The 19,981-nt window shown below is 68.1% G+C and carries 21 protein-coding genes; 8 read left to right on the forward strand and 13 right to left on the reverse strand.

The window, feature by feature from the left end; all coding sequences use genetic code 11:
* The 4 genes from MFF26_RS12985 to MFF26_RS13000 all read right to left on the reverse strand — a co-directional run bounded on the left by MFF26_RS12985 (nucleotide 1) and on the right by MFF26_RS13000 (nucleotide 4,074).
* Entirely contained in the window at nucleotides 1-1,005 is a 1,005-nt protein-coding gene (locus MFF26_RS12985; RefSeq protein WP_137828905.1) for a chlorophyllide a reductase iron protein subunit X, read from the reverse strand.
* The gene (bchC, locus tag MFF26_RS12990) at nucleotides 1,002-1,940 is read right to left on the reverse strand and encodes a chlorophyll synthesis pathway protein BchC (protein WP_137828906.1); all 939 of its coding nucleotides are present in this window, start codon (nucleotides 1,938-1,940) and stop codon (nucleotides 1,002-1,004) included. Before bchC ends, MFF26_RS12985 begins: the two co-directional genes overlap by 4 nt.
* Before the next feature lie 103 nt (nucleotides 1,941-2,043).
* Complete coding sequence (locus MFF26_RS12995; protein ID WP_137828907.1) at nucleotides 2,044-3,192, reverse strand: methyltransferase; 1,149 nt, start codon at nucleotides 3,190-3,192, stop codon at nucleotides 2,044-2,046.
* Between the two features lie 12 nt (nucleotides 3,193-3,204).
* Complete coding sequence (locus tag MFF26_RS13000) at nucleotides 3,205-4,074, reverse strand: polyprenyl synthetase family protein (protein ID WP_137828908.1); 870 nt, start codon at nucleotides 4,072-4,074, stop codon at nucleotides 3,205-3,207.
* 105 nt (nucleotides 4,075-4,179) lie between these two features.
* On the opposite strand from MFF26_RS13000, the gene crtD reads away from it, so the two are divergent.
* On the forward strand, nucleotides 4,180-5,715 hold the full coding sequence (gene crtD / locus MFF26_RS13005; protein WP_137828909.1) for a 1-hydroxycarotenoid 3,4-desaturase CrtD: 1,536 nt from the start codon (nucleotides 4,180-4,182) through the stop codon (nucleotides 5,713-5,715).
* On the forward strand, nucleotides 5,673-6,569 hold the full coding sequence (locus MFF26_RS13010) for a carotenoid 1,2-hydratase family protein (RefSeq protein ID WP_171015447.1): 897 nt from the start codon (nucleotides 5,673-5,675) through the stop codon (nucleotides 6,567-6,569). The genes crtD and MFF26_RS13010 overlap by 43 nt, the downstream gene beginning before the upstream one ends.
* 10 nt (nucleotides 6,570-6,579) lie before the next feature.
* Here the strand turns inward: MFF26_RS13010 and MFF26_RS13015 are convergent, their stop codons facing one another.
* Both MFF26_RS13015 and ftsY read right to left on the reverse strand, forming a co-directional pair.
* Nucleotides 6,580-7,230 carry a septation protein A gene (locus MFF26_RS13015; protein WP_238308084.1) on the reverse strand — a complete coding sequence of 217 codons (651 nt, stop codon included), beginning with the start codon at nucleotides 7,228-7,230 and terminating at the stop codon, nucleotides 6,580-6,582.
* On the reverse strand, nucleotides 7,227-8,666 hold the full coding sequence (ftsY, locus tag MFF26_RS13020; RefSeq protein ID WP_137828911.1) for a signal recognition particle-docking protein FtsY: 1,440 nt from the start codon (nucleotides 8,664-8,666) through the stop codon (nucleotides 7,227-7,229). Before ftsY ends, MFF26_RS13015 begins: the two co-directional genes overlap by 4 nt.
* 46 nt (nucleotides 8,667-8,712) lie before the next feature.
* Between ftsY and MFF26_RS13025 the strand changes: the two genes are divergently transcribed.
* Nucleotides 8,713-9,453, forward strand: a complete 741-nt coding sequence (locus MFF26_RS13025; RefSeq protein WP_137828912.1) for an RluA family pseudouridine synthase — start codon at nucleotides 8,713-8,715, stop codon at nucleotides 9,451-9,453.
* A 208-nt stretch (nucleotides 9,454-9,661) separates the two neighbouring features.
* Here the strand turns inward: MFF26_RS13025 and mtaB are convergent, their stop codons facing one another.
* A complete protein-coding gene (gene mtaB, locus MFF26_RS13030) occupies nucleotides 9,662-10,879 on the reverse strand; it encodes a tRNA (N(6)-L-threonylcarbamoyladenosine(37)-C(2))-methylthiotransferase MtaB (RefSeq protein ID WP_137828913.1) in 1,218 nt (405 codons plus the stop codon).
* On the reverse strand, nucleotides 10,876-11,766 hold the full coding sequence (dapF, locus tag MFF26_RS13035; RefSeq protein WP_137828914.1) for a diaminopimelate epimerase: 891 nt from the start codon (nucleotides 11,764-11,766) through the stop codon (nucleotides 10,876-10,878). The genes mtaB and dapF overlap by 4 nt, the downstream gene beginning before the upstream one ends.
* 180 nt (nucleotides 11,767-11,946) lie before the next feature.
* Here dapF and MFF26_RS13040 point away from each other — a divergent pair, with 180 nt between their 5' ends.
* Nucleotides 11,947-12,714: a GyrI-like domain-containing protein gene (locus MFF26_RS13040; RefSeq protein WP_373324470.1), complete on the forward strand. Its 768-nt coding sequence runs from the start codon at nucleotides 11,947-11,949 to the stop codon at nucleotides 12,712-12,714.
* Between the two features lie 50 nt (nucleotides 12,715-12,764).
* A complete protein-coding gene (locus tag MFF26_RS13045; protein ID WP_238308085.1) occupies nucleotides 12,765-13,523 on the forward strand; it encodes an endonuclease III domain-containing protein in 759 nt (252 codons plus the stop codon).
* 134 nt (nucleotides 13,524-13,657) lie between these two features.
* Here MFF26_RS13045 and MFF26_RS13050 read toward each other — a convergent pair whose 3' ends face one another.
* Nucleotides 13,658-14,785 (reverse strand): SPL family radical SAM protein, encoded by a 1,128-nt coding sequence (locus tag MFF26_RS13050; RefSeq protein WP_238308086.1) that lies wholly within the window; start codon nucleotides 14,783-14,785, stop codon nucleotides 13,658-13,660.
* 113 nt (nucleotides 14,786-14,898) lie between these two features.
* Between MFF26_RS13050 and MFF26_RS13055 the strand changes: the two genes are divergently transcribed.
* Complete coding sequence (locus tag MFF26_RS13055; RefSeq protein ID WP_137831239.1) at nucleotides 14,899-15,189, forward strand: hypothetical protein; 291 nt, start codon at nucleotides 14,899-14,901, stop codon at nucleotides 15,187-15,189.
* Between the two features lie 49 nt (nucleotides 15,190-15,238).
* Nucleotides 15,239-15,568 carry a YnfA family protein gene (locus MFF26_RS13060; protein WP_137831244.1) on the forward strand — a complete coding sequence of 110 codons (330 nt, stop codon included), beginning with the start codon at nucleotides 15,239-15,241 and terminating at the stop codon, nucleotides 15,566-15,568.
* Nucleotides 15,569-15,660: 92 nt separating this feature from the next.
* On the opposite strand, the gene MFF26_RS13065 is transcribed toward MFF26_RS13060, so the two are convergent.
* From MFF26_RS13065 to MFF26_RS13075, 3 genes are all read right to left on the reverse strand, one after another.
* Complete coding sequence (locus tag MFF26_RS13065) at nucleotides 15,661-16,290, reverse strand: hypothetical protein (protein WP_137831238.1); 630 nt, start codon at nucleotides 16,288-16,290, stop codon at nucleotides 15,661-15,663.
* 61 nt (nucleotides 16,291-16,351) lie between these two features.
* The gene (locus MFF26_RS13070) at nucleotides 16,352-17,047 is read right to left on the reverse strand and encodes a hypothetical protein (protein WP_238308087.1); all 696 of its coding nucleotides are present in this window, start codon (nucleotides 17,045-17,047) and stop codon (nucleotides 16,352-16,354) included.
* Between the two features lie 40 nt (nucleotides 17,048-17,087).
* A complete protein-coding gene (locus tag MFF26_RS13075) occupies nucleotides 17,088-17,738 on the reverse strand; it encodes an SOS response-associated peptidase (protein WP_137831237.1) in 651 nt (216 codons plus the stop codon).
* 103 nt (nucleotides 17,739-17,841) lie between these two features.
* Between MFF26_RS13075 and MFF26_RS13080 the strand changes: the two genes are divergently transcribed.
* Nucleotides 17,842-18,720, forward strand: a complete 879-nt coding sequence (locus MFF26_RS13080; RefSeq protein WP_137831236.1) for an SDR family oxidoreductase — start codon at nucleotides 17,842-17,844, stop codon at nucleotides 18,718-18,720.
* A 138-nt stretch (nucleotides 18,721-18,858) separates the two neighbouring features.
* Here MFF26_RS13080 and MFF26_RS13085 read toward each other — a convergent pair whose 3' ends face one another.
* On the reverse strand, nucleotides 18,859-19,764 hold the full coding sequence (locus tag MFF26_RS13085) for a glycine betaine ABC transporter substrate-binding protein (protein ID WP_171015566.1): 906 nt from the start codon (nucleotides 19,762-19,764) through the stop codon (nucleotides 18,859-18,861).
* Between the last annotated feature and the right edge of the window lie 217 nt (nucleotides 19,765-19,981).

Raw genomic sequence — 19,981 nt, forward strand, 5'->3', positions numbered from 1 at the left:
TCAGACCTCGTCGTAGACGACTTCGAGGGACGGCTTCACCAGCGTCGAGACCCCGCACATGTCCTCGAGCGTCGCGGGCTCCAGCACCACGTCCCGTCCGGTCGTCGCGCTGGAGAACAGCCCGAGCAGGCCGTCCTGCGTGAGCGGGGTCGGTCGATGCGGCGCGGCCTCGGCGACGTTCTGCGCGAGTTCCGCGAAGAGAGGACCCCAGCGCCCGTCGGGCCGGCCGATGATCTCGTAATTCGCGCTCTTGCGGCGGATGTCCTCGTTGGCCGGGATCGAGGCCAGAACCGGAATGCCCGCAGCCTCCGCGAAAGCCTGCGCCTCGCCGGTCCCGTCATCCTTGTTGATGACGAGGCCGCCGACCCCGACATTGCCGCCGAGCTTGCGGAAATACTCCACCGCCGAGCAGACGTTGTTGGCGACGTAGAGCGATTGAAGGTCGTTGGAGCCGACGACGATGACCTTCTGGCACATGTCGCGGGCGATCGGCAGGCCGAAGCCGCCGCAGACCACGTCGCCGAGGAAATCGAGCAGGACGTAGTCGAAGCCCCAATCGTGGAAGCCGAGTTTCTCGAGCAGTTCGAAGCCGTGGATGATGCCGCGGCCGCCGCAGCCGCGCCCGACCTCAGGTCCACCCAGCTCCATCGCGTAGACGCCGTCGCGCTTGAAGCAGACGTCGCCGATGGCCACGGGCTCGCCCGCGAGCTTCTTGCGAGTGGAGGTCTCGATGATCGTCGGGCAAGCCTTGCCGCCGAACAGCAGCGAGGTCGTGTCGCTCTTCGGATCGCAGCCGATCAGCAGCACCTTCTTGCCCTGTTGGGCCATCATGTAGCTGAGATTGGCCAGGGTGAACGACTTGCCGATGCCGCCCTTCCCATAGATCGCGACGATCTGGGTCTCGCGCTTCACGGGTCCGGTGGCGACGGGATCCGGCTCGCGGGCGGCCTCCTCGCGCAGCCGCTCCGCGGCGTTCAGCGACGCCTTGTTCAGCTGGACGTTCATGAGCAGGCCCTCCAGTCGAGGATCATCTTGAGGCAGGCCGGATCGGTGAAGGCGGTGCGATAGGCCTCCTGGGCCCGGTCCGCGGACAGGCGGTGGGTGATCAGCCCATCGAGCGACAGGCTGCCGCTCCGGATCAGAGCACTCACCGCGGCGAGGTCGTCCGGGCGCCATTCGGCCGAGACGCGGATGCGGGCCTCGCGCATGAAGGCAGGCGGGAAGGCAAAGGCGAGCGGCGCCTCGTAGAAGCCGGCGAGCACGATCTCGCCCTGCGGCGCGAGGCGGGCGATCAGCGTGTCCAGAAGTCCGCCGCTGCCACTCACGTCGGTGATGGTGGCGTAGTCGCGGGTCGTGTCGTCCTCGGGTACGAGGACCGGGTAGCCGAAGCGACCCTCTCGCCGCACGGCATCGCGCTCCCACACCACGGGCTGGCCGCCCGCCAGCAGGGTCAGCCGGGCCAGAAGACGCCCGAGCACGCCGTGACCGACAATGAGGTTGGCGGTGCCGGGCGTGACGCCGGACAAGGCGTGATAGGCGGTGGCGGCGAGCGCGATCAGGCAGGCTCGGTCGCCGAGGCCGGCATCGACTGGGACCAGGCGCGCCGCAGGGACGACGAGATGGGAGGCGGCGCCGCCGAACAGGCCGCGCACTTCGCCGAAACAGCGGGCACCGGGCACGAACACGGTCTGGCCGAGAGCGAGCCCGGAAGCCGGATCGGCCGCGATCACGGTACCGACGGATTCGTAGCCGGGGACGAGGGGGTAGCCCATACCGGGAAAGGGCGGCATCCGGCCCGACCAGAGCAGGCGCTCGGTGCCGGTGCTGATCCCGCTCCAGGACACGGCGACCACTGCGTCACCTCCGGCCGCGGGCGTCAGCGCGAGGCGGTTGAGCGCCAAGTGCTCCGGTCGCTCAAGGACGACGGCCAAAGCCTCCATGTCCCCGCCTCCGCCCCGATCATTGCGACTCTGCCGATTGGAAGAGCGCTTAGTGTCATCCTAGACTTACACTGATGTGCGTCAAGCTATCTTTACACACCGATCAGCGCTTTGCCGTGATCATCCGGGCGAGCAGGGGGCGGCGCGTCGGGCGCTCGCGGATGTCGGTGAAGCCGGCGCGGGTGAGCATTGCGGTGAGTTCGTCCGCTCGGCGCGGGCGCCCGCTGCCCATGGCCAAGAGGTAGAAGCCGAAATAGGCGTCGCCGACCGGCTCAGCGCCGGGGGTCCCGGCCATAGGCTCGGCGATGGCGACGAGCCCGCCGGGGGAAAGTGCCGCGTGGACGGCGCGCAGGAGGGCTTCGACGACGTCGTCGTCGTGATCGTGAACGACCCGCACCAGCGAGATCGCGTCGGCGCCGGTCGGGAGGTTCCCGTCCAAGAAGCTGCCGCCATGGCACGTGACGCGCGAGGCGAGACCGCCAGCGGCGAAGCGGACGCGCGCGCGTTCCGCAACAGGCGGCAGGTCGAACAGGCACAGGGACAGGTTCGGATGTCGCCGACCCGCCTCGCTCAGGAACACGCCCTCGCCGCCCCCGATATCCATGAGGCAGGTGCGCCCGCTCAGCGGCAGCGCGTCGAGAACGTCGCCCGCGATGAAGGCCTGGGAGGCCGCCATCAGGCCGCTGTATGCCGCGACCGAGTCGGGTCGAATGGCCTCGACGCCCTCGGCATAGGGCCAGTAGCGCGAGAGGCGCGTTTGATCGGACGGGCCGCGCAGCAGCGCGACGGGGTCGGCGAGGTCGGCGTAGAGCATGGCATGGTGCTCGACCATCGCGGCGATCGAAGGATTGCCGATCATCGCGGCCCCGAGGTCGGCGAGGCCGAAGCGGCCATCCGAAAGTCGGGACAGCAGTTTCAGGGAGACGGCGGCCTTCAGGAGCGTCAGAGCGCGTTCGGGCGGCAGGTCGAGCCGGCGCGCGATGATTTCGGGCGCGAGCGGTCCGGGCCGCAGCAAACCAAAGAGGTCGAGGCGCACGCAGGCGAACAGAACCTGCGCGTAGACGAATCCTGCGCAGAGATCGAACAGCGCTCGCGTGTTCCGTTGCGCGATTCCGCGGGTCAATAGGAAGCCCGCCGCCCACCGTTGGAAGGCCGGGCGCGCCACAAGTCCGTTGCGGAAGGCGAGCCATCGCTCGCGCCAGCCGTGTCGGGGCGCCGCCGGCGGTTCGGTGCGGGCCGTCGCGGCGGTCATGGGTTCGTCGCCTCAGGCCATGGCAGGGCGGAGGGAGGCGGGCAGGAACAGTCGGCTCTGCGACTCGATCTCGGCCCGGATCGCTTCCAGGCCGGGGCAGGCCGGAATCACCTCGATGGCCTCGCGGGTGAGTCGCGCGAGGCGGTCGAGCGCACCGCCCAAGCCGAGAAGCGCCGCCGCGTTGGGTCGCCCAAGAGTGGCATCGCGTCCGGCCGGCTTGCCGATTTCCTCCTGGCGGCAGGCAACGTCGCGCAGATCGTCGGCGACCTGATAGGCCTCGCCGAGACATTCGCCGAGGAGGCGCCAGGGCAGCGGGGCAGCCCCGGCGGCAGCAGCCCCGGCGACGGTCGCGGCTGCGAAGAGCGCGCCGGTCTTCGCCTGCTGGTAGGCGCTCAAGTCGACATGCGCCTCGGATTCCCAGGCCTGACCGGCGACGATGCCGGCCGGCGAGCCGGCGGCGCGGGCGACGAGACCGACCAGGGCGGCGAGCCGCTGCGGCCGGCGCGCGGCGCCGCGGGCCAGGGTCTCGAAGGCGGCGACAATCAGCGCGTCGCCGGTGAGGACCGCCAGCGGCACGCCGAACGCGGCATGAACCGAGGGCTTTTGACGGCGAACGGCGGCATCGTCGAAGCAGGGCAGGTCGTCGTGGACGAGGCTCGCGCAATGCAGCAGCTCGATCGCCGCTGCGGCCGCATCGGAGGCCGCCGGATCGTCGTCGCCGCAGGCGAGGGCCACCGCGAGGCAGAGGCGCGGGCGGATGCGGTGGCCGCCGGGGAAGACGGCGTAGCGGATGGCCTCGGCCAGCTGCGGCGGCGCTCCGGGCGCCTCGAGATGCGAGACCGCCACGTCGAGCGCTGTTTCGATCCGCCGGCCGACATCCATGGCGCTCTCCCTATGTCAACTCATGTTGTCTCTTTGTATGTCATCTCAGATTGACACTTTCCGGGATCGGGATCAACGCTGACCTGAGGGCATACCGGGGGAGTCGTGGCGGAGAAGCGCGTCATCGTCGTCGGCGCCGGCATCGGTGGTCTCGCCGCAGCCCTGACGCTCGCGGCACGGGGATTCGACGTGACGGTGCTTGAGCGCGCCGACACCGTCGGCGGAAAGATGCGCTCCGTGGCCGTCGGCACCGTACCGGTCGAAGCCGGGCCGACCGTCTTCACCATGCGTTGGGTGTTCGAGGAATTGTTCTTCGAAGCCGGCGCCTCGCTCGCCGCCGAAGTTCGTTTGCAAGCCGCCTCGCTGCTGGCTCGTCACGCTTGGAGCGCGGGCGAGCGACTCGATCTGTTTGCCGACATCGATGCCTCGGCCGAGGCCGTCTCCGCCTTTGCCGGCCCGCGAGAGGCCGATGGCTACCGCCGCTTCTGCGCGCGAGCCGCCGAGGTCTATCGCACGCTGGAAGGGCCCTTCATCCGCTCCGATCGACCGAACCCGGTCGAGCTCGGAAAGCGCGTCGGCCTCAGCGGCATCGGCGATCTCTGGCGGATCCAGCCCTTCGCGACCCTCTGGTCGGCCTTGGGCGACTATTTCCGCGATCCTCGCCTGCGCCAATTGTTCGGCCGCTACGCCACCTATTGCGGGGCGTCGCCCTTCGCGGCGCCTGCCACCCTGATGCTGGTGGCCCATGTCGAACAGTCCGGTATCTGGACGGTCGAGGGCGGCCTAAGCCAGCTCGCCCGCGCCGTGGCCGATCTCGCCGAACGGCGCGGTGCGCGGATCCGCCCCTCGGCCCATGTGGCCCGGATCCTGACCCAGGGTGGACGCGTCGCGGGTGTCCAACTGGCCGACGGGGAAAGACTCGCGGCGGATGCCGTGATCGCGGGCGGCGATGTGGCGGCGCTCGGCGCGGGATTGCTCGGACCCGACGTTGCGGCGGCGGGGGATCGCGTGCCGCCCCGCGAACGGTCGCTCTCGGCGGTGACATTCTGCCTGCATGCGCGGGTGCGAGGCTTCCCGCTGGCCCATCACACCGTGTTCTTCTCCGCCGATTACCGCGCCGAATTCGACACGATCCTGCGCGGACGGCGTCTGCCGCCCGACCCCACCGTCTATGTCTGCGCTCAGGATCGGGATGAAACGGTCCAAGCTCCCGAGGGACCCGAGCGCCTGCTCGTCCTCGTCAATGCGCCCGCCGATGGCGGTGAGCGCCGCTTCACACCGCAGGAGATCGCTGCATGCGAGACGAGCTGGACCCGGAAGCTGGCGGCCTGCGGGCTGAGCCTGGACTCGGCGGCCCCCGCCACGGTGACCACGCCGGACGGGTTCTCGGGGCTGTTTCCGGGGACCGGGGGGGCCCTCTACGGTCGGGCGTCCCACGGCTGGACGGCGACCTTCAAGCGACCGGGCGCGCGGACGCGGGTGCCGGGGCTCTACCTCGCGGGGGGCAGCGTGCATCCGGGTCCGGGCGTGCCGATGGCGGCGCAGTCCGGCCGGCTCGCGGCGGCGGCACTGATCGAGGACCTCGCTTCGACGCCGACGTGGCGCGGGGCGGCTATGTCTGGTGGTACGTCGACGCGCTGAGCGACGACGGCCGCAACGGCCTCACCATCATTGCCTTCATCGGCAGCGTCTTCTCGCCCTACTACGTCTGGGATGCGCGGCAGGACCCCTTCGCACACTGCGCCATCAACGTCGTGCTCTACGGGGCCGACAAACGCTTCGCCATGACCGAACGCAACGCTCGGTCCCTGGCGCGCGACGCCGCCTCCATCGCCATCGGCCCGTCCTCACTCCGGTGGGATGGGAGCGTGCTGACGATCCATCTCGACGAGCGCTCCGCGCCGATCCCGAGGGCGCTACGCGGCACCGTCCGGGTGCGCCCGCAGGCCATCACGGCGCAGCCTTTCACCCTGGACAGCCAAGGGCTGCATCGCTGGTGGCCGATGGCGCCGTCCTGCGAGGTCGAGGCGGCCTTCACGGCGCCGGATCTCGCGTGGCGCGGCAGCGGCTATCTCGACACCAATGACGGCGACGGACGGCTGGAGGACGCCTTCACCGATTGGACATGGTGTCGGGCATCGATGAAGCGCGGCTCGGCGATTCTCTACGACGTCCGTCGAAAGGACGGCAGCAGCCAGAACCTCACATTGCGCTTCGACGGCGACGGCCGCCGGCGGGAAATGCCCGCGCCGCTAGCCGCCGCGCTACCGAGGACGAACTTCTGGAAAATGCCGCGCTCGACCCGCAGTGACGACGGGCAGGCCCGCGTGGTCGAGACCTTCGAGGACACGCCGTTCTACGCCCGCTCGCTCCTCGCCTCGACGCTCGACGGCGAACAGGTGCGACCGGTGCATGAGAGCCTGTCGCTCGGGCGCTTCAGGCACCCGGCCGTGCAGTTCATGCTGCCGTTCCGGATGCCGCGGCGGATTGCCTGAATCGGGACAACTACGCCGCTTCCGTGCCGTCCTTCTTCTCATGACGCAGGAGCAACGGCGTCTGCGCGAGAGCGAAGGCGATGGTCAGCGGCATGATGCCGAAGACCTTGAAGTTCACCCAGAAATCCTCGGTCTGTGTGCGCCAGACGATTTCGTTGAGGGCGGCCAGCGCGAGGAAGAACAAGCCCCAGCGGAAGGTCAGCTTTCGCCAGCCCTCGTCGGAGAGGGCGAACATGCTGTCGAGAACGACCGAGAGCAGCGGCTTCCCGAAGGCGAGCCCGCCGAGGAGGACGAGGCCGAACAGCGTGTTCACGATGGTCGGCTTCATCATGATGAAGGTCTTGTCCTGAAGCGCCAGGGTGAGACCCCCGAACACCAGCACGACGACGCCGGAAACCATCGGCATGATCGGCAATCGACGCAGCAGGGCGAAGTGCACCGCGAGGGCGATCACGGTCGCGGCGATGAAGACGCCGGTCGCGACGAACAGCTTGCTCTCGGGCGGCACGCCGAAGCGTTCGGCATAGGCGTTGCCCAAGAAGAACACGACGAGCGGGCCCATTTCCAGGGCAAGCTTCAGCAGAGGCGGCAGGTGGCGGCGCGGGGGCACACCCTCGACCTTGAGGCCGGTCCGCTCGGTTCCGGTGTCGGTGAGGCTCATACGCGCTCCTCCCTGGGCAGGCCGGTGATGGCACGGGCGAAGTCCCGGGCCGCGAACGGCTCCAGATCCTCGATACCTTCTCCGACTCCGATGAAATGGACCGGCAGGCCGAACTTGGCAGCGAGGGCGACGAGGATGCCGCCCCGCGCCGTACCGTCGAGCTTCGTCATGACGAGGCCCGAGACCGGGGCGGCCTGCGAGAACAGCTCGACCTGACTCAGTGCGTTCTGCCCCACGGTGGCATCGAGCACCAGCAGGGTGGCGTGCGGCGCTTCCGCATCGAGCTTGCGGATCACCCGGACGATCTTCTCAAGCTCGTCCATCAGACCGGCCTTGTTCTGGAGGCGGCCCGCCGTATCGATTAGGAGCACGTCGGCGCCGGCTTCCCGCGCCTCCTTGAACGCATCGAAGGCGAGACCGGCCGCATCCGATCCCTGCGCCCGGCTGATCACCGGCACGTCGGTGCGCTCGCCCCAGACCCGCAATTGCTCGATGGCGGCGGCGCGGAACGTATCGCCCGCCGCCAACATGACGCGGCGCCCTTCCGCCTTGAACTTGAGCGCGAGCTTGCCGATGGTCGTGGTCTTCCCCGCGCCGTTCACGCCGACCGTGAGGATCACGTAGGGTTTCTTCGCCGGATCGACGGTGATCGGCACCGCTACGGGATCCAAAGCCCGCTCGATCTCGGTCGCCAGGATCGACCGCACCTCGTCCGGGGAGATGCCCTTCTCGTAGCGTCCCTTGCCGACGGCCTCCGCCATCCGTGTCGCGGTCTCGACGCCGAAATCGGCCTGGATCAGCGCGTCCTCGAGATCTTCGAGCGTCGTCGCGTCGAGCTTGCGCTTGGTGAACAGGCCCGTCACCCGGTCGGACAGGGCCGTGGACGTGCGCATCAATCCGCCGGTGAGGCGCGACCACCAACCGCGCTTCTCCGTACCTTCGACGGCGCCCTGAACGGCGTCGCTCGCGAGGGCCGCCGCGCTGTCGACGGGCTGGATGTCGACTTCGGCGGGCGCTGTCAGCTCCGCCGGCGGCGTCTCACCGCCGGTGACGCGGGACCACCAATTGCGCTTTTCCGTGGGAGCGGCCGCAGGCTCGGGGATCGCCGGTTCGGGCTCCGGCACCGGTTCCGGCGCCTCATCCGACGGTGCATCGAAGGCCACGTCCTCGACCGGCGGCTGCGGCTCGGGCTGGAGGTCGGCGCCCTCGATCTCGTCGGGGATGCGATTCTTATTCGGGTCGTCGGGAGAGGGCTCGCTCACCGGGGGCGGCACGTGCGAGACGTCTTCGGCACCTGTGGCGAAGTCCGGCACGCCCTCCGATTCGGATGCCGGCGAGGTCGGCTCCGGGAGAACCGATTCCTCGGACGGCTTCAACTCGGGAGCTTTTCGCCCGAACAGGCGCCCGAACCAGCCGGGCTTCTCGTCGTCGCTCATCCTCGAAAACCTTGCTCCCGATGGTCCGGCGCACTAGCCACCGGGGATGGATCCCCGAGCATCGTCGCCGAACCGCAGCGTTGACCCGCAGATAGGGCTTTCCCTCCTCTACCGCGATGCCCTGATGCTCGTCATCGACAAGCCAGCGGGCCTTCCGGTCCATCCCGGGCCGAAGGGCGGCCCGACGCTGACCGATCGATTGGACGCGCTTCGCTTCGGCCTGCCCCGTCGCCCGGAGGCCGCGCACCGGCTCGACCGCGATACGTCGGGCTGCCTCGTGCTCGGCCGCCACGCCAAGGCCCTCGCGCGGCTGAACCGCCTCTTCGCCGACGGAAAGGTCGAGAAGACCTACTGGGCGTTGGTGGAGGGGGCTCCGCCGGAAGAAGGCCGTATCGACCTTCCCCTCGCCCGTCGATCCGACGATCCGCGCAGCTGGTGGATGAAGGTCGATCCGGCAGGCCTGCCCTCGCTGACACATTTTCGTGTTCTCGGCCGCGCCGATGGCTTGGCTTGGCTGGAACTGAAGCCGGTCACCGGGCGGACGCATCAGCTCCGCGTCCACTGTGCCGCCATGGGCTGGCCGATAAAGGGGGATGCCATCTACGGCATCGCCGATACGGAGCGGACCGGCTTACAGCTTCACGCCCGCGCCCTGAGTCTGCCACTCTATCCGAAACGCGACCCGATCACGGTCGTTTCGCCCGCGCCGGTGCATATGCGCAGCGGCCTTCTCGCCTGCGGCCCCAAGCCGGAGGACGAAGACGTTGGAAGCAATTCCTTGATCTAGCGCTTCACCGATGACGGTGCCCTGGGCGGCGAACGTGCCGGTTCGGTGAGGCGGCAGCGCTCGATCCGCCTCGCTCACCCGAAGGACGAGGACGCGCTCCGATCCGGTGATGCAGGCGCGTCGGAGGCATCGGCGGCTCCGTAGGACGAAGACGAGATCAGACCTGCGGCAACGTGCGAGATGTCCGAAAAGCCCTTGGCGGATGGTCTCAGGCGGCCAGCAGCACCTGCCCGTCATGGCCGGTGATCGTCACGTCCCGGATCTCCCCCGACGGCACCTCCGTGGCGAGACGCACTCCGGTGAAATCCTCGGTCCGAGCCATGCCGCCGCGCTCGGTCAACACCCGGCGATCCGTACCGACGGCGCCGTCGAGATGGTGCCGGAGCGCGGCCGCGCCGGCTTCGCGCAGCCGGGCGGCGCGGGTGCGAACGGCGTCCGGGGAGACCGGCGGCATGCGGGCGGCCGGCGTGCCGGGGCGCGGCGAGTAGGGGAAGACGTGCAGATGCGTCAGCCCGCATTCCGCCACGAGATCGAGGGAGCGGGTGAACTGCGCCTCCGTCTCGGTCGGGAAACCAGCGATGAGATCGGCACCGAAGACAAGGCCGGGGCGCAGCGCCCGCAGGCTCGCGCAAAAGCGAATCGCGTCGGCGCGAGAATGGCGTCGCTTCATCCGCTTGAGGATCAGGTCGTCCCCGGCCTGAAGGGAGAGATGGATATGGGGCATCAGCCGCGGTTCCTCGGCGAAGGCCGCGATCAAATCGCTGTCGGCTTCGACGGAATCGATCGAGGACAGGCGCAGCCGCGTGAGGTCCGGAACCTCCCGCAAAATCGTCCGCACGAGGCGTCCCAGGGTCAAGTCGGGATCGAGGTCGCGGCCATAGGCGGTGAGATCGACCCCGGTCAGCACCACCTCGCGCCCGCCATGTTCGACGATGCGGTGGACCTGCGCCACCGCATCCGGCACCGGCACCGAGCGTGAGTTCCCGCGGCCGAACGGAATGACGCAGAAGGTGCATCGGTGATCGCAGCCGTTCTGCACGGCGACGAAAGCGCGAGTGTGACCGGCCATCCGATCGATGGCGCTCGCTTCGGCCGCGCGCGGGGCCATGATGTCCGCGGTCTCGCCCCAATTCTCAGGGCGGAGCTTCACCGCGTTGCCGACGAGCCGCGCGACCTCCGGCATGGCCGCGTAGGCCGCGCGCTCGACCTCCGCACCGCACCCCGTCACCACGATCTCGGCGCCGGGACGGGTGCGGGCCAGACGGCGGATCGCCTTGCGGGCCTGCCGGCCGGCTTCCGACGTGACCGCGCAGGTGTTGACGAGGACGAGGTCTCGGCCCTCGGCGCCGGGCTCCGCGCGACCGCGCATCACCTCCGACTCGACAATGTTGAGCCGGCAGCCGAAGGTCAGCGTCTCGACGCTCATCCGTCCGCCCTCTCGAAGATGCCGGGGGCGAAGGTGCCCTCCCCTTCAAGGAAGACCGGGCCTGTCATCAGCACGTGGTCGTCGGCCTGCCATTCGATCGACAAGACGCCCCCCGGCAGGGCGACGCGGGCGAAGCGGCCGATCATCCGCAGGCGCGAGGCCGCGACCACGGTGGCGCAGGCGGCGGTTCCGCAAGCCAGGGTCAGCCCCGCGCCCCGCTCCCAGACCCGGAGCGTGATCGTGTCGGGGCCGGTGACCTGGGCGATGGAGATGTTGGCCCGTTCGGGAAAGATCGGATGCGCTTCAAGCAGCGGTCCGATCCGGCCGAGATCGAAGCTGTCGGGATCACGGTCGACGAAGAAGATCGCGTGCGGATTGCCCATGCTGACCGCTGCGGGCGAGTGAAGGATGGGATCGTCGATCGGCCCGATTTGAAGCTCGATGCGGCGCGTGTCGGGAAACGGCTCGGCCAGGGGGATCTCGTCCCAGGCGAGACGCGGCTTGCCCATATCGACGGTGAAGGAGAGTTCGCCGACGCGTCGCACGGCGACGAGCCCCGCCTTGGTCTCCAGCGTCAGCCGTCCGCCCTCGGCCGGTCGCGCCATGGCCGGGTCGTCGTGCAGCGCGTAGGCGACGCATCGCGTGCCGTTGCCACAGGCGCCGGATTCCGAGCCGTCGGTGTTGTAGATGCGCATGAACGCGTCGGTGCCGGGGCTGACGGGATCGTGCACCACCATCAATTGGTCGAAGCGCGAACGGGGATCGGCCCCGATCGCACGCGCTTCGGATGCGGAGACACGCAGGTTCGTGCCGCGCAGGTCGAGCACCACGATGGCGTTGCCCGCGCCGTGCATTTTCAGGAAGCGGCGGTTTGCGAGAGGGCTCATGCGACCTCTTTGCAGGTGGAGCGGCGAAGGGAGGTTGTTCGTTGCCCTATAGGGTAAACCGGCGGGCGCGTCGCGGATCGTGAGACGCATCCGCTCTGCACCCTCGCGGAAAGGCCCGTTCGGCCCTAACCTGATGCCATGGCCCGCGCTTGCGCCGCGGACCCTTGGGAGCCTCGCGCCTTGACCCGTTCCACCCTCGTTGCCGTCAGTCTCCTGGTCCTCGGCCCTCTCGCCGCCCTGGCCCAGACGCCCGCGCCCGGCGACGCGCCGAAGGGCGCCCCGCCCCCCACCAATGCGCCCTCACCGGCGGAAACCAACCCCTTGCCCCTCACCACATCCCCGGATCCCTCGAAATCCGGCCCCGGAACGGCGATGCCTGCCCCCGAGCAGGCGCCGGTGCGCAATCCCGGCGGCTCGGATCCGGCGCCGATCGCCAAGCCCGGCCCCTCCGCTCTGCCGACCCTGGTGCCGAATTCCGGCGAGGCGAACGACGTCGACGAGGTGACCCTGCCGGCCAAGCCGGCGGCGATCCTCTCGGGCCAGACCAAGTGGGAGGACGCCGTCGCGAGCCTGACGGGCTCGTTCAGGACGATCGAGGCGGCCTTGGCGAAGGCCGGCCTGAAGGCGGCTGGTCGCCCGCTCTCGGTCTTCACGAAGACGGAAGAGGACGGCTTCCAGTACGAGGCGATGATCCCGATCGAGGCGGCCCCCGCGGGCGGTGGCCCAGTCGATGGCGTGCGCTTCGGGTCAACGCCTTCGGGTCGGGCTTTGCGCTTCAAGCACAACGGGACCTACGAGGAGATCGACGGCACCTACGAGACCCTCACCGCCTATCTGGACGTGAAGGAGATCGACGTTCAGGACCGTTTCGTCGAGGAATATGTCAGCGACCTCAAGAGTGGCTCGGAGGACAAGCTCGACATCAACATCTACGCCCTGCCGAAATAGTCTTCACCGGCGCGGGGGAACCGGAGACTCCATTGGTGGATTCGGCTCACATGTCGATGCTGCCCGGATTCGAGACCCCCTCCCCGCGCCGCGCCCGCCGGGCCGAGCCGCCCGCGCCGAGCGAGGCCCTGCGGGACAAGGCACTCGATATTCACCGCCGGTTATGTGGCGTCTATCACTGCCCGATCCCGTATTTCCACAGCCTGGATCCGCTCTCCGAGCTGATCTCCTCGCTTCTGTCCCATCGCACGCGCAACGCCGATTCCGGCCGCGCCTTCAAGGCGCTGCGGGCGCGTTGGCCGGATTGGGAGGCGGTCGAGGCGGCGCCGACGGAAGAGATCGAGGCGACGATCCGCGGCGTCACTTGGCCGGAGCTGAAAGCACCGCGCATCAAAGCGGTGTTGTCGGCCATCCGCGAGCGCCAGGGATCGCTGAATCTCGATTTCCTCTCGGACATGAGCGTCGAGGACGCCCGCACCTGGCTCCAGGCAATCCCCGGCATCGGCCCGAAAACCAGCGCGGCGGTGCTCTCCTTCAGCACGCTGCGGATGCCCGCGCTGCCCGTCGACAGTCATCACCATCGCGTCGCACAGCGCACGGGGCTGATCGGCAAGAGCGTCGATGTCGGGCCGAGCCATCCGATCCTGCGGGCGCAATTGCCCGCCGATTGGTCGGCCCAAGCCCTCTACGACAACCACGAGGTGCTGATGCTGCACGGGCAGAAGGTGTGCTTCCACCACAAGCCGGCCTGTGACCGGTGCGTGCTGCTGGAACTCTGCCCAACCGGACAGGCGCGCATGCAGCGGTAAGCGGAGCGGTCTCGCGCTTCGACCGCGACCTGGGAGAAGGCGTGCCACGAACGAATTGTCTGGAAAGCAAAGCTACGTACTGCGAGACGATCGTCGCCCGCGGGTCACTTGGATCGGGACGATCCCAGACCAGCTCACGTCCAATACAAGATTTTCGCGAAGGGCAGCCGCATCCCGATCCGCTCGTGGAAGAAGGCCCGCATCTCCCGCATGACGTCCGCCGGGAGAACGTACTTCACCGAGCCGAACTTCGTGAATTTGCGGCTGCGCTCGGCCTCGCGCATGGGCAGGTCGGAGCCGGGATACCAGCCTTCCAGGACCTCCTTCGACCCGGGCGTGAAACGGTGGGTGATGAGTTCGAGCGTCAAGTCGGGCGCGGGCACGTCGGCCAGCGCTTCGGCGGCATCGGCGAGCAGGGCATCGTAGGCCTCTCGCCAGTCCTCCACGGGGAGGATCGGCGCGATGGTGAGGCCGACCGGATAGCCCGCACCGGCCATGGCGCCCAGCGCGGCGAAGCGCTCGGCCAGCGGCGCGGTGCCGCCCTCGTAGCGGGCAGCGGGGGCGGCATTGACCGAGAAGCGGATGCGGGTACGCCCGCGATGCGGCAGGTCGAGGAGAGGCTCGATCGCGGCGAATTTGGTGGTGAAGCGCAGCTGGACCGGCGCTTCCCAAGCACCGAAATGCCGGATCGCTGCCGAGAGTGACCCGGTCAGGTGCTCGATCCCGAGGGGATCCGTGTAGCAGGAGGCCTCGAAGGTCGTGCCCTCCGCCGCGCGCTCTGCGGACGCGCTGGTGACATTGCCACGACCGACATAAGCATCGAGATTGGTCAGGATCGCATCGAGATTGGCATAGGCGCGGGTGATCGGCGGTCCCGACAGGGACCCGGCAAGGTAGCAGTACTGGCAATGTGCCGGACAACCTTCGGCGAGATCGAAGCGCCAATCGGCGCTTGGCGGGATCGGCTGAAGCTTGAGCTTCGAGGGCGGCGCCACGACGATCGCCAGCGTCGCTTTCGCCTCGGCATAGGGGCGGCCCGGGTCGCCCTGCTTCGCGCTGATCCGGTTGCTTGTTAGGTATTCCACCGGCAATCCCTGCCCTTCCGCCCGTTCGGCGATGGCGCGGCCATGAGCATGCTCCAAGGCCGCCGGGGTCACGAGCACCCGGCGCGGTCGCCACAGCCGGGTCGGCTTGCGGGCCGCCGCTCCGGGGTGGAATGCGCGTTCGCGCGCGTCGCTCGACCTGTCGGGTGCCTCGATCATGGCAGGGCAACGATCGACTCGGCCCGCGGGTCCACCGGGTTCGGAACCGCGCCTGCCGCTGCGCGATGATTCCGGGGGCGTGGAATCGTCTCACCGGAGCGGCCGAGGGCGCCATGGCGGATTGGGAAGAGAAGCGGCAGGCTCTGGCGACTCTGGTGGCGCGCCGGATGGGGTTCGCCGATCCGATTGAGCTCGCTCCGCAGGATCGGGCGGCGGTCGATCGCGAGGTGGAGGCACTGGCCGACCGCGGCAATCCCGCCGACATTGAACCGGCGGATCCGGAGGCAGCTCAGCTCCACCGGGCCGTCGCAGCCTATCGCGCCGCGCGACAGCTTCGGGCCGACGAGGACAATGTCCGCCTCGCCGAGCGCGGCGAGGTCTTCGCACCCGAGGACGATGCGTGACGCCGAAACCCGGCTTGGCCATCGGCCCGGTCCGGTGCAAGCGCACGCCATGACCCGCTCGCTCCTAGCCTTCTCCGCCGCCGCGCTCGCCGAGATCGGCGGCTGCTTCGCCTTCTGGGCTTGGCTGCGCCTCGGCCGCTCGATGGGATGGATCGTGCCGGGCCTCGCTTCGCTGGCTCTGTTCGCCTATCTGCTCACCCTCGTGGAAAGCGAAGCCGCCGGTCGCGCCTACGCCGCCTATGGAGGCGTCTATGTCGCGGCGTCGATCGGCTGGTTATGGGCCGTGGAGGGCCACCGGCCCGACCGCTTCGATTTGGCCGGCGGTGCAATCTGCCTCGTCGGAATGGCGGTGATCCTGTTCGCCCCACGGGGCGGTTGATCGGGCGACAGGCGCGGCCCGGCCTGTCAATAGCGTCGCCTGCTCGCTGCGTCCCCAGGATGAAGGGCGCGCCGGGCGATCGCTTCCCACCCTCAGCGGAATCGGTTGCCGACCACGCCCGCCTCGACCGCCACCGAGAGCCGGTCGGTGATCGCCCATTCGACGCCGACGCGCGCATCGGGAAGTACGGCAATGTCCTCGCGGGTGTAGAGCGGTGCGGCGGCATTGCCGCCGAAGCGCAGCCGTTCGTGCACCGCCCACGCCCCGGCCTTGCCGTAGAGCAGGACGTTGTCGGTCAGCAGCGTCCCGACCTGCACTTGGAAGGCGCCGGCAAAGTCTCGCGCGTAGCCGAAACCTCCGACGCCCGGCGTGAGACCGCCGGTGCCGGGTATCAGAAGATCGGCCCCGCCGACGATGCCGTAGACGAACCGCCCTTCCTGCCACATTCGGCCGCCCTCGAACCCGATCGTCGGGCCGCCATAGCTGCCGAAATGCTTGGACGAGGAAAACGCGTAGCCGGTCGACAGGGCGGCGTAGGAGCCGGACCAGCGCGAAACGCCGTCGACGCTCGGTGTCGACCAAGCGAAGGTGGGCAGCGGCGCGAAGCCCGCGAACGGCAGGACGCTCTGCGCCAGGGCCGGTGTTGCTCCGACGAGGCCGGATCCGAGGATGAGGCCTGCCGCGAGGCGTCGCAGCGTGGACGAATCGAGATGCCGCTTCATACGGCCAAGATAGCCGAGACGACGCGGCGGGGACAGGCTGCCGATGGGTGCCGACCTTGGTTCAGGACCTGCCGCGGGGCCGGGCCTCGGCGGCGGGGGCTGCCGCGTCCCATTCCCGATCGCGCTCTTTCAGCAATTCGGCTCGATCCAGCCGGTCCCCTGCATCCTGCTCCACCCCATCGTCGCGTGTACGAATATCCGAGGTTGCCGGGGACGGGGCCGGCTGCACCGCCCGCATGAGAGCGACGACGATCCGGTCGAGATCGACCGAGGCAATCCCGAGGTTCGTCCCAATCTCGGTCCTGCGTCGCTGGGCCAAGTCGGCCCCGGTCGTGAAGGCCCGAGCGAGCCGCGCGCGAAGGGACGGTTCGAGGGAAAGCGTAGCGGTTGGCGCATTGCGCAGGCGCTCGAGCCGTCGCCGCTGGGTTGCCTCCGTGTCGTGATCGGCGCGGGCGCCCGGCACCATTCTGGCGAGTTCGCCGAGCAGGTGGGTTCGCAATGCGGCGACCCGCAGCGGACCGATCTTTCGCACGGCCAGAAGATCCGTCGGCGAGGCGCGGACCAGCGCGCCCATATCGGCAAAGCCCGCCTTTCGCAGCCGTGCTCGGAGCGACGCCGTCAGCAATCCGCGCCCGTAGCCCGATGAACTGAGACGTTCGACGCTGTCTCCGGTGAGGCCGTCGAAGAGCGGCAGGCGCGCGGAAACCTCGTCGAACAGCGTAGGGCCGGTGTCGGTCTTGGTCGTGGCGCGCCTCACTAGCTCGTGCATCCGGCCGAAGGGGTCATCGGTCCTGCGATCAGCGGGCATCGTCGTGTTTCATGCCACGCCCGACCAGGGTGAGAGAACCATCTGGCAGAGGACGTTGGAGTTTCTTCGCTTCGGACCATGGCGCTCGCAGCCATGTCTCCCACTCGTTTTCCGTGGTCAGGATCACCGGCATCGCTTTCGGATGCACCGCGCCGACTTCCTCATTCGGGGGGCAGGTCAGGAAGGCGTAGAGGTCGTCCGTGGTCTCGCCATCCTTGAGCTTGCGCACGGAGGTCCAACCCTCGGTCCTGATACCGGCGAAGCCCGCGAGCGGGCGTTCCGCACCGAGGGCGAACCACACATCTCCGCCCTCCGCCTTGTTGAACTCGCTGAAGGCGGAGAGCGGCACGAGGCAGCGATGCTCGGGGCCGAGCCAGCGGCGCCAATGCGGTGAGCCGGTGTTGCGCACATTGGTCACGCCGGGATCGACTCGCTTGCCCTCGAGCGCGAAGGCCGGAGACGGCATGCCCCAGCGATGCATCGCCAGCACCCGCCGACCCTCGTGGTTATGAATGATCGGCGCAGCGGTATTGGGAAAGATGCCGGGCAAGGGCGGAAGGTTGCCGGTGCGGTCGTCGTCGATCCGGAAGGCTCGCCGGATCTCATCCTGGCTCTTCGTCAGGCTGTAGAGGTTGCACATCTCGGCACCATTCTGTCGCGGCCACCAAGTGGGGCCCGACACGTTACCGGATACCGCAGGCGGCGCTCCCGAGGAGCCCCCCAGGCGCTATCGAGGAGCCACCATGACGATCGATCCGCGGGAGGCCGGTCCGCGTCCCCCTTTCCCAGGAGCGCAGCAGCAGGAGCGGCCGGGGCTCAGTTCGAAGATGACGCCCGCGCCGGATCACGGTGAGACGAGCTATGTGGGCAAGGGTCTGCTGACCGATCAGGTCGCGCTGATCACCGGCGGCGATTCCGGTATCGGCCGCGCCGTCGCCATCGCCTATGCCCGCGAGGGAGCCGACGTGGCCATCTCTTATCTCGACGTCGAGCAATCGGATGCCGAGGAGACGGCACGGTGGGTCGAGCAGGCCGGCCGGCGCGCGCTGCTGCTGCCGGGCGACCTGCGCGACGAGGACCATTGCCGCGCCATCGTCGCGCGCACCGTGTCCGAGCTCGGCCGCCTCGACATCCTCGTCAACAATGCGGCCGCACAGACCATCAACGAGGGTCTGGACGATGTGACGTCCCACGATCTCGAAGGGGCGTTCCGCGCCAACGTCTTCGCCATGTATTACCTCGCCCAGGCCGCGCTGCCGCACCTGCGCCCGGGCTCGGCCATCGTCAATTCGACGAGTCAGCAGGCCAAGGTCGCGGACAGCTCGATGCTGATCTACGCCGCAACCAAGGGGGCGATCGCCAGCCTGACCATCGGCCTGTCGAACCTCCTGGCTCCCAAAGGTATTCGGGTGAATTGCGTGGCTCCCGGGCCGGTCTGGACGCCGATCCAGCCGATCGCCAAGACGCCGGAGCAGATCGAGCAACTCGGCGCCGACACGCCGCTCGGGCGGGCCGGTCAGCCAGCGGAACTCGCTCCCGCCTACGTGCTGCTCGCCTCGCGCGAGGGCAGCTACATGTCGGGTGCTCTCGTCCCGGTCACCGGCGGCACTCCGATGTACTGAATGTGGTGAAGGGTGCCGTCCGTGGACGGCACCTTGTCATCGCAGCCATCGAGGTTGGGGGCGATCTTGGCTCGGCTGGACCGATGCTATGATTTTGCTCGGTGGAGGGATGTGGGGATGCGGTGAACGCCTGTCCGCTCATCGATTGCCCTGGATGAGACCGCTGTCCCTAAGAAATTCAGCGGCGACGTCCCTGATCAGCCGCCTCTTGACGTCCACCTCGGCGTTCAACCGCGTGATCGTCGCGCTATCGAGCTTCGACGACAATGCTTCCAAGATCTGCACTAGCGTCGGATGAGCTTGCGCCGTCTCGGTCTTGATGATCGGTGCGAGAAAATAATTGAAGAAGAAGCCTCTGTCATCACGGAGGATTTGAAGATCGTAGCCGCTGATACGTCCATCCGTGGAAAAAACGACGCCGACATCGACGCCGGATATCCGGAGTGCTTGATAGATATAGTCGGTGTCGACCTGCCTGACGATCTCCCGGGGAAAATGACTGCCGTAAGTGCGTTCGAGCGGCTCCAACCCATCCGGACGTTCTGCAAACTCCTTGTTGATGCCAACGATCAGATTCGTTCCTCTTCCGATGGCTGCAAAGAGTTCGGAGATCGTCGCGATCTTCAGCACCTCCGACGATTGGGTGCGCATCGCGAGGGCATAGGTATTGTTGATGTCCGTCGGTCTCAGCCAAGTGTATCCGATCGACAGATCGAGTTCTCGCAGCCGGGCATAGGCCGCGCCCTTGTCGTAGTTCGCCCGGTCGCCATAGACCAGCGAGAGGCGCGTGGTCGTATATTCCCAATAAATGTCACCTCTTCTCGCCCGCATATGCGCGTGCATCTCTGAGGTGCTCAAGCCTTGGACCTTTTGGGCATCGAAGCCTTTCGAGGCGAGAAGCTGTCGCGTCAGTTCTGCGACGAGACCCTGTTCCGTAAAATCTTTTCCGACAACGACGATCGGTTCGGCAGCAGCCGAAACGCGCAGGGCGACGAGAACAACGAAAACGCTCAACAGATGCCGCGCAACAACTTTTGAAAGCATTGGTCGCATCCGCATCTGCTCATGCTGATTTTCTTATAAAAAGCGGATCGACACAAGAAACCGATTTCGGATGGTCAACATCGGTGGCAGTCGGTGATATGCGGTGCAGCCTGTGTCATCCCGTTGAGGTGTTTTCCTCGTTCGGCGATATCATTACGGATGCGGAAAAATATTATCTTTCGTCAACTACGATAGTGGTAACTCTGCTAAAATCCAA

Source organism: Methylorubrum suomiense (assembly GCF_022179765.1).
In the GTDB taxonomy this organism is placed as follows: domain Bacteria; phylum Pseudomonadota; class Alphaproteobacteria; order Rhizobiales; family Beijerinckiaceae; genus Methylobacterium; species Methylobacterium suomiense.

Bases quoted from the DNA above. Each gene is read 5' to 3' on its own strand.
- MFF26_RS12985 (WP_137828905.1), bottom strand. From the start codon at position 1,005: ATGAACGTCCAGCTGAACAAGGCGTCGCTGAACGCCGCGGAGCGGCTG.
- bchC (WP_137828906.1), bottom strand. From the start codon at position 1,940: ATGGAGGCTTTGGCCGTCGTCCTTGAGCGACCGGAGCACTTGGCGCTC.
- MFF26_RS12995 (WP_137828907.1), bottom strand. From the start codon at position 3,192: ATGACCGCCGCGACGGCCCGCACCGAACCGCCGGCGGCGCCCCGACAC.
- MFF26_RS13000 (WP_137828908.1), bottom strand. From the start codon at position 4,074: ATGGATGTCGGCCGGCGGATCGAAACAGCGCTCGACGTGGCGGTCTCG.
- MFF26_RS13015 (WP_238308084.1), bottom strand. From the start codon at position 7,230: ATGAGCCTCACCGACACCGGAACCGAGCGGACCGGCCTCAAGGTCGAG.
- ftsY (WP_137828911.1), bottom strand. From the start codon at position 8,666: ATGAGCGACGACGAGAAGCCCGGCTGGTTCGGGCGCCTGTTCGGGCGA.
- MFF26_RS13025 (WP_137828912.1), top strand. From the start codon at position 8,713: ATGGATCCCCGAGCATCGTCGCCGAACCGCAGCGTTGACCCGCAGATA.
- mtaB (WP_137828913.1), bottom strand. From the start codon at position 10,879: ATGAGCGTCGAGACGCTGACCTTCGGCTGCCGGCTCAACATTGTCGAG.
- dapF (WP_137828914.1), bottom strand. From the start codon at position 11,766: ATGAGCCCTCTCGCAAACCGCCGCTTCCTGAAAATGCACGGCGCGGGC.
- MFF26_RS13045 (WP_238308085.1), top strand. From the start codon at position 12,765: ATGTCGATGCTGCCCGGATTCGAGACCCCCTCCCCGCGCCGCGCCCGC.
- MFF26_RS13050 (WP_238308086.1), bottom strand. From the start codon at position 14,785: ATGATCGAGGCACCCGACAGGTCGAGCGACGCGCGCGAACGCGCATTC.
- MFF26_RS13055 (WP_137831239.1), top strand. From the start codon at position 14,899: ATGGCGGATTGGGAAGAGAAGCGGCAGGCTCTGGCGACTCTGGTGGCG.
- MFF26_RS13060 (WP_137831244.1), top strand. From the start codon at position 15,239: ATGACCCGCTCGCTCCTAGCCTTCTCCGCCGCCGCGCTCGCCGAGATC.
- MFF26_RS13065 (WP_137831238.1), bottom strand. From the start codon at position 16,290: ATGAAGCGGCATCTCGATTCGTCCACGCTGCGACGCCTCGCGGCAGGC.
- MFF26_RS13075 (WP_137831237.1), bottom strand. From the start codon at position 17,738: ATGTGCAACCTCTACAGCCTGACGAAGAGCCAGGATGAGATCCGGCGA.
- MFF26_RS13080 (WP_137831236.1), top strand. From the start codon at position 17,842: ATGACGATCGATCCGCGGGAGGCCGGTCCGCGTCCCCCTTTCCCAGGA.
- MFF26_RS13085 (WP_171015566.1), bottom strand. From the start codon at position 19,764: ATGCTTTCAAAAGTTGTTGCGCGGCATCTGTTGAGCGTTTTCGTTGTT.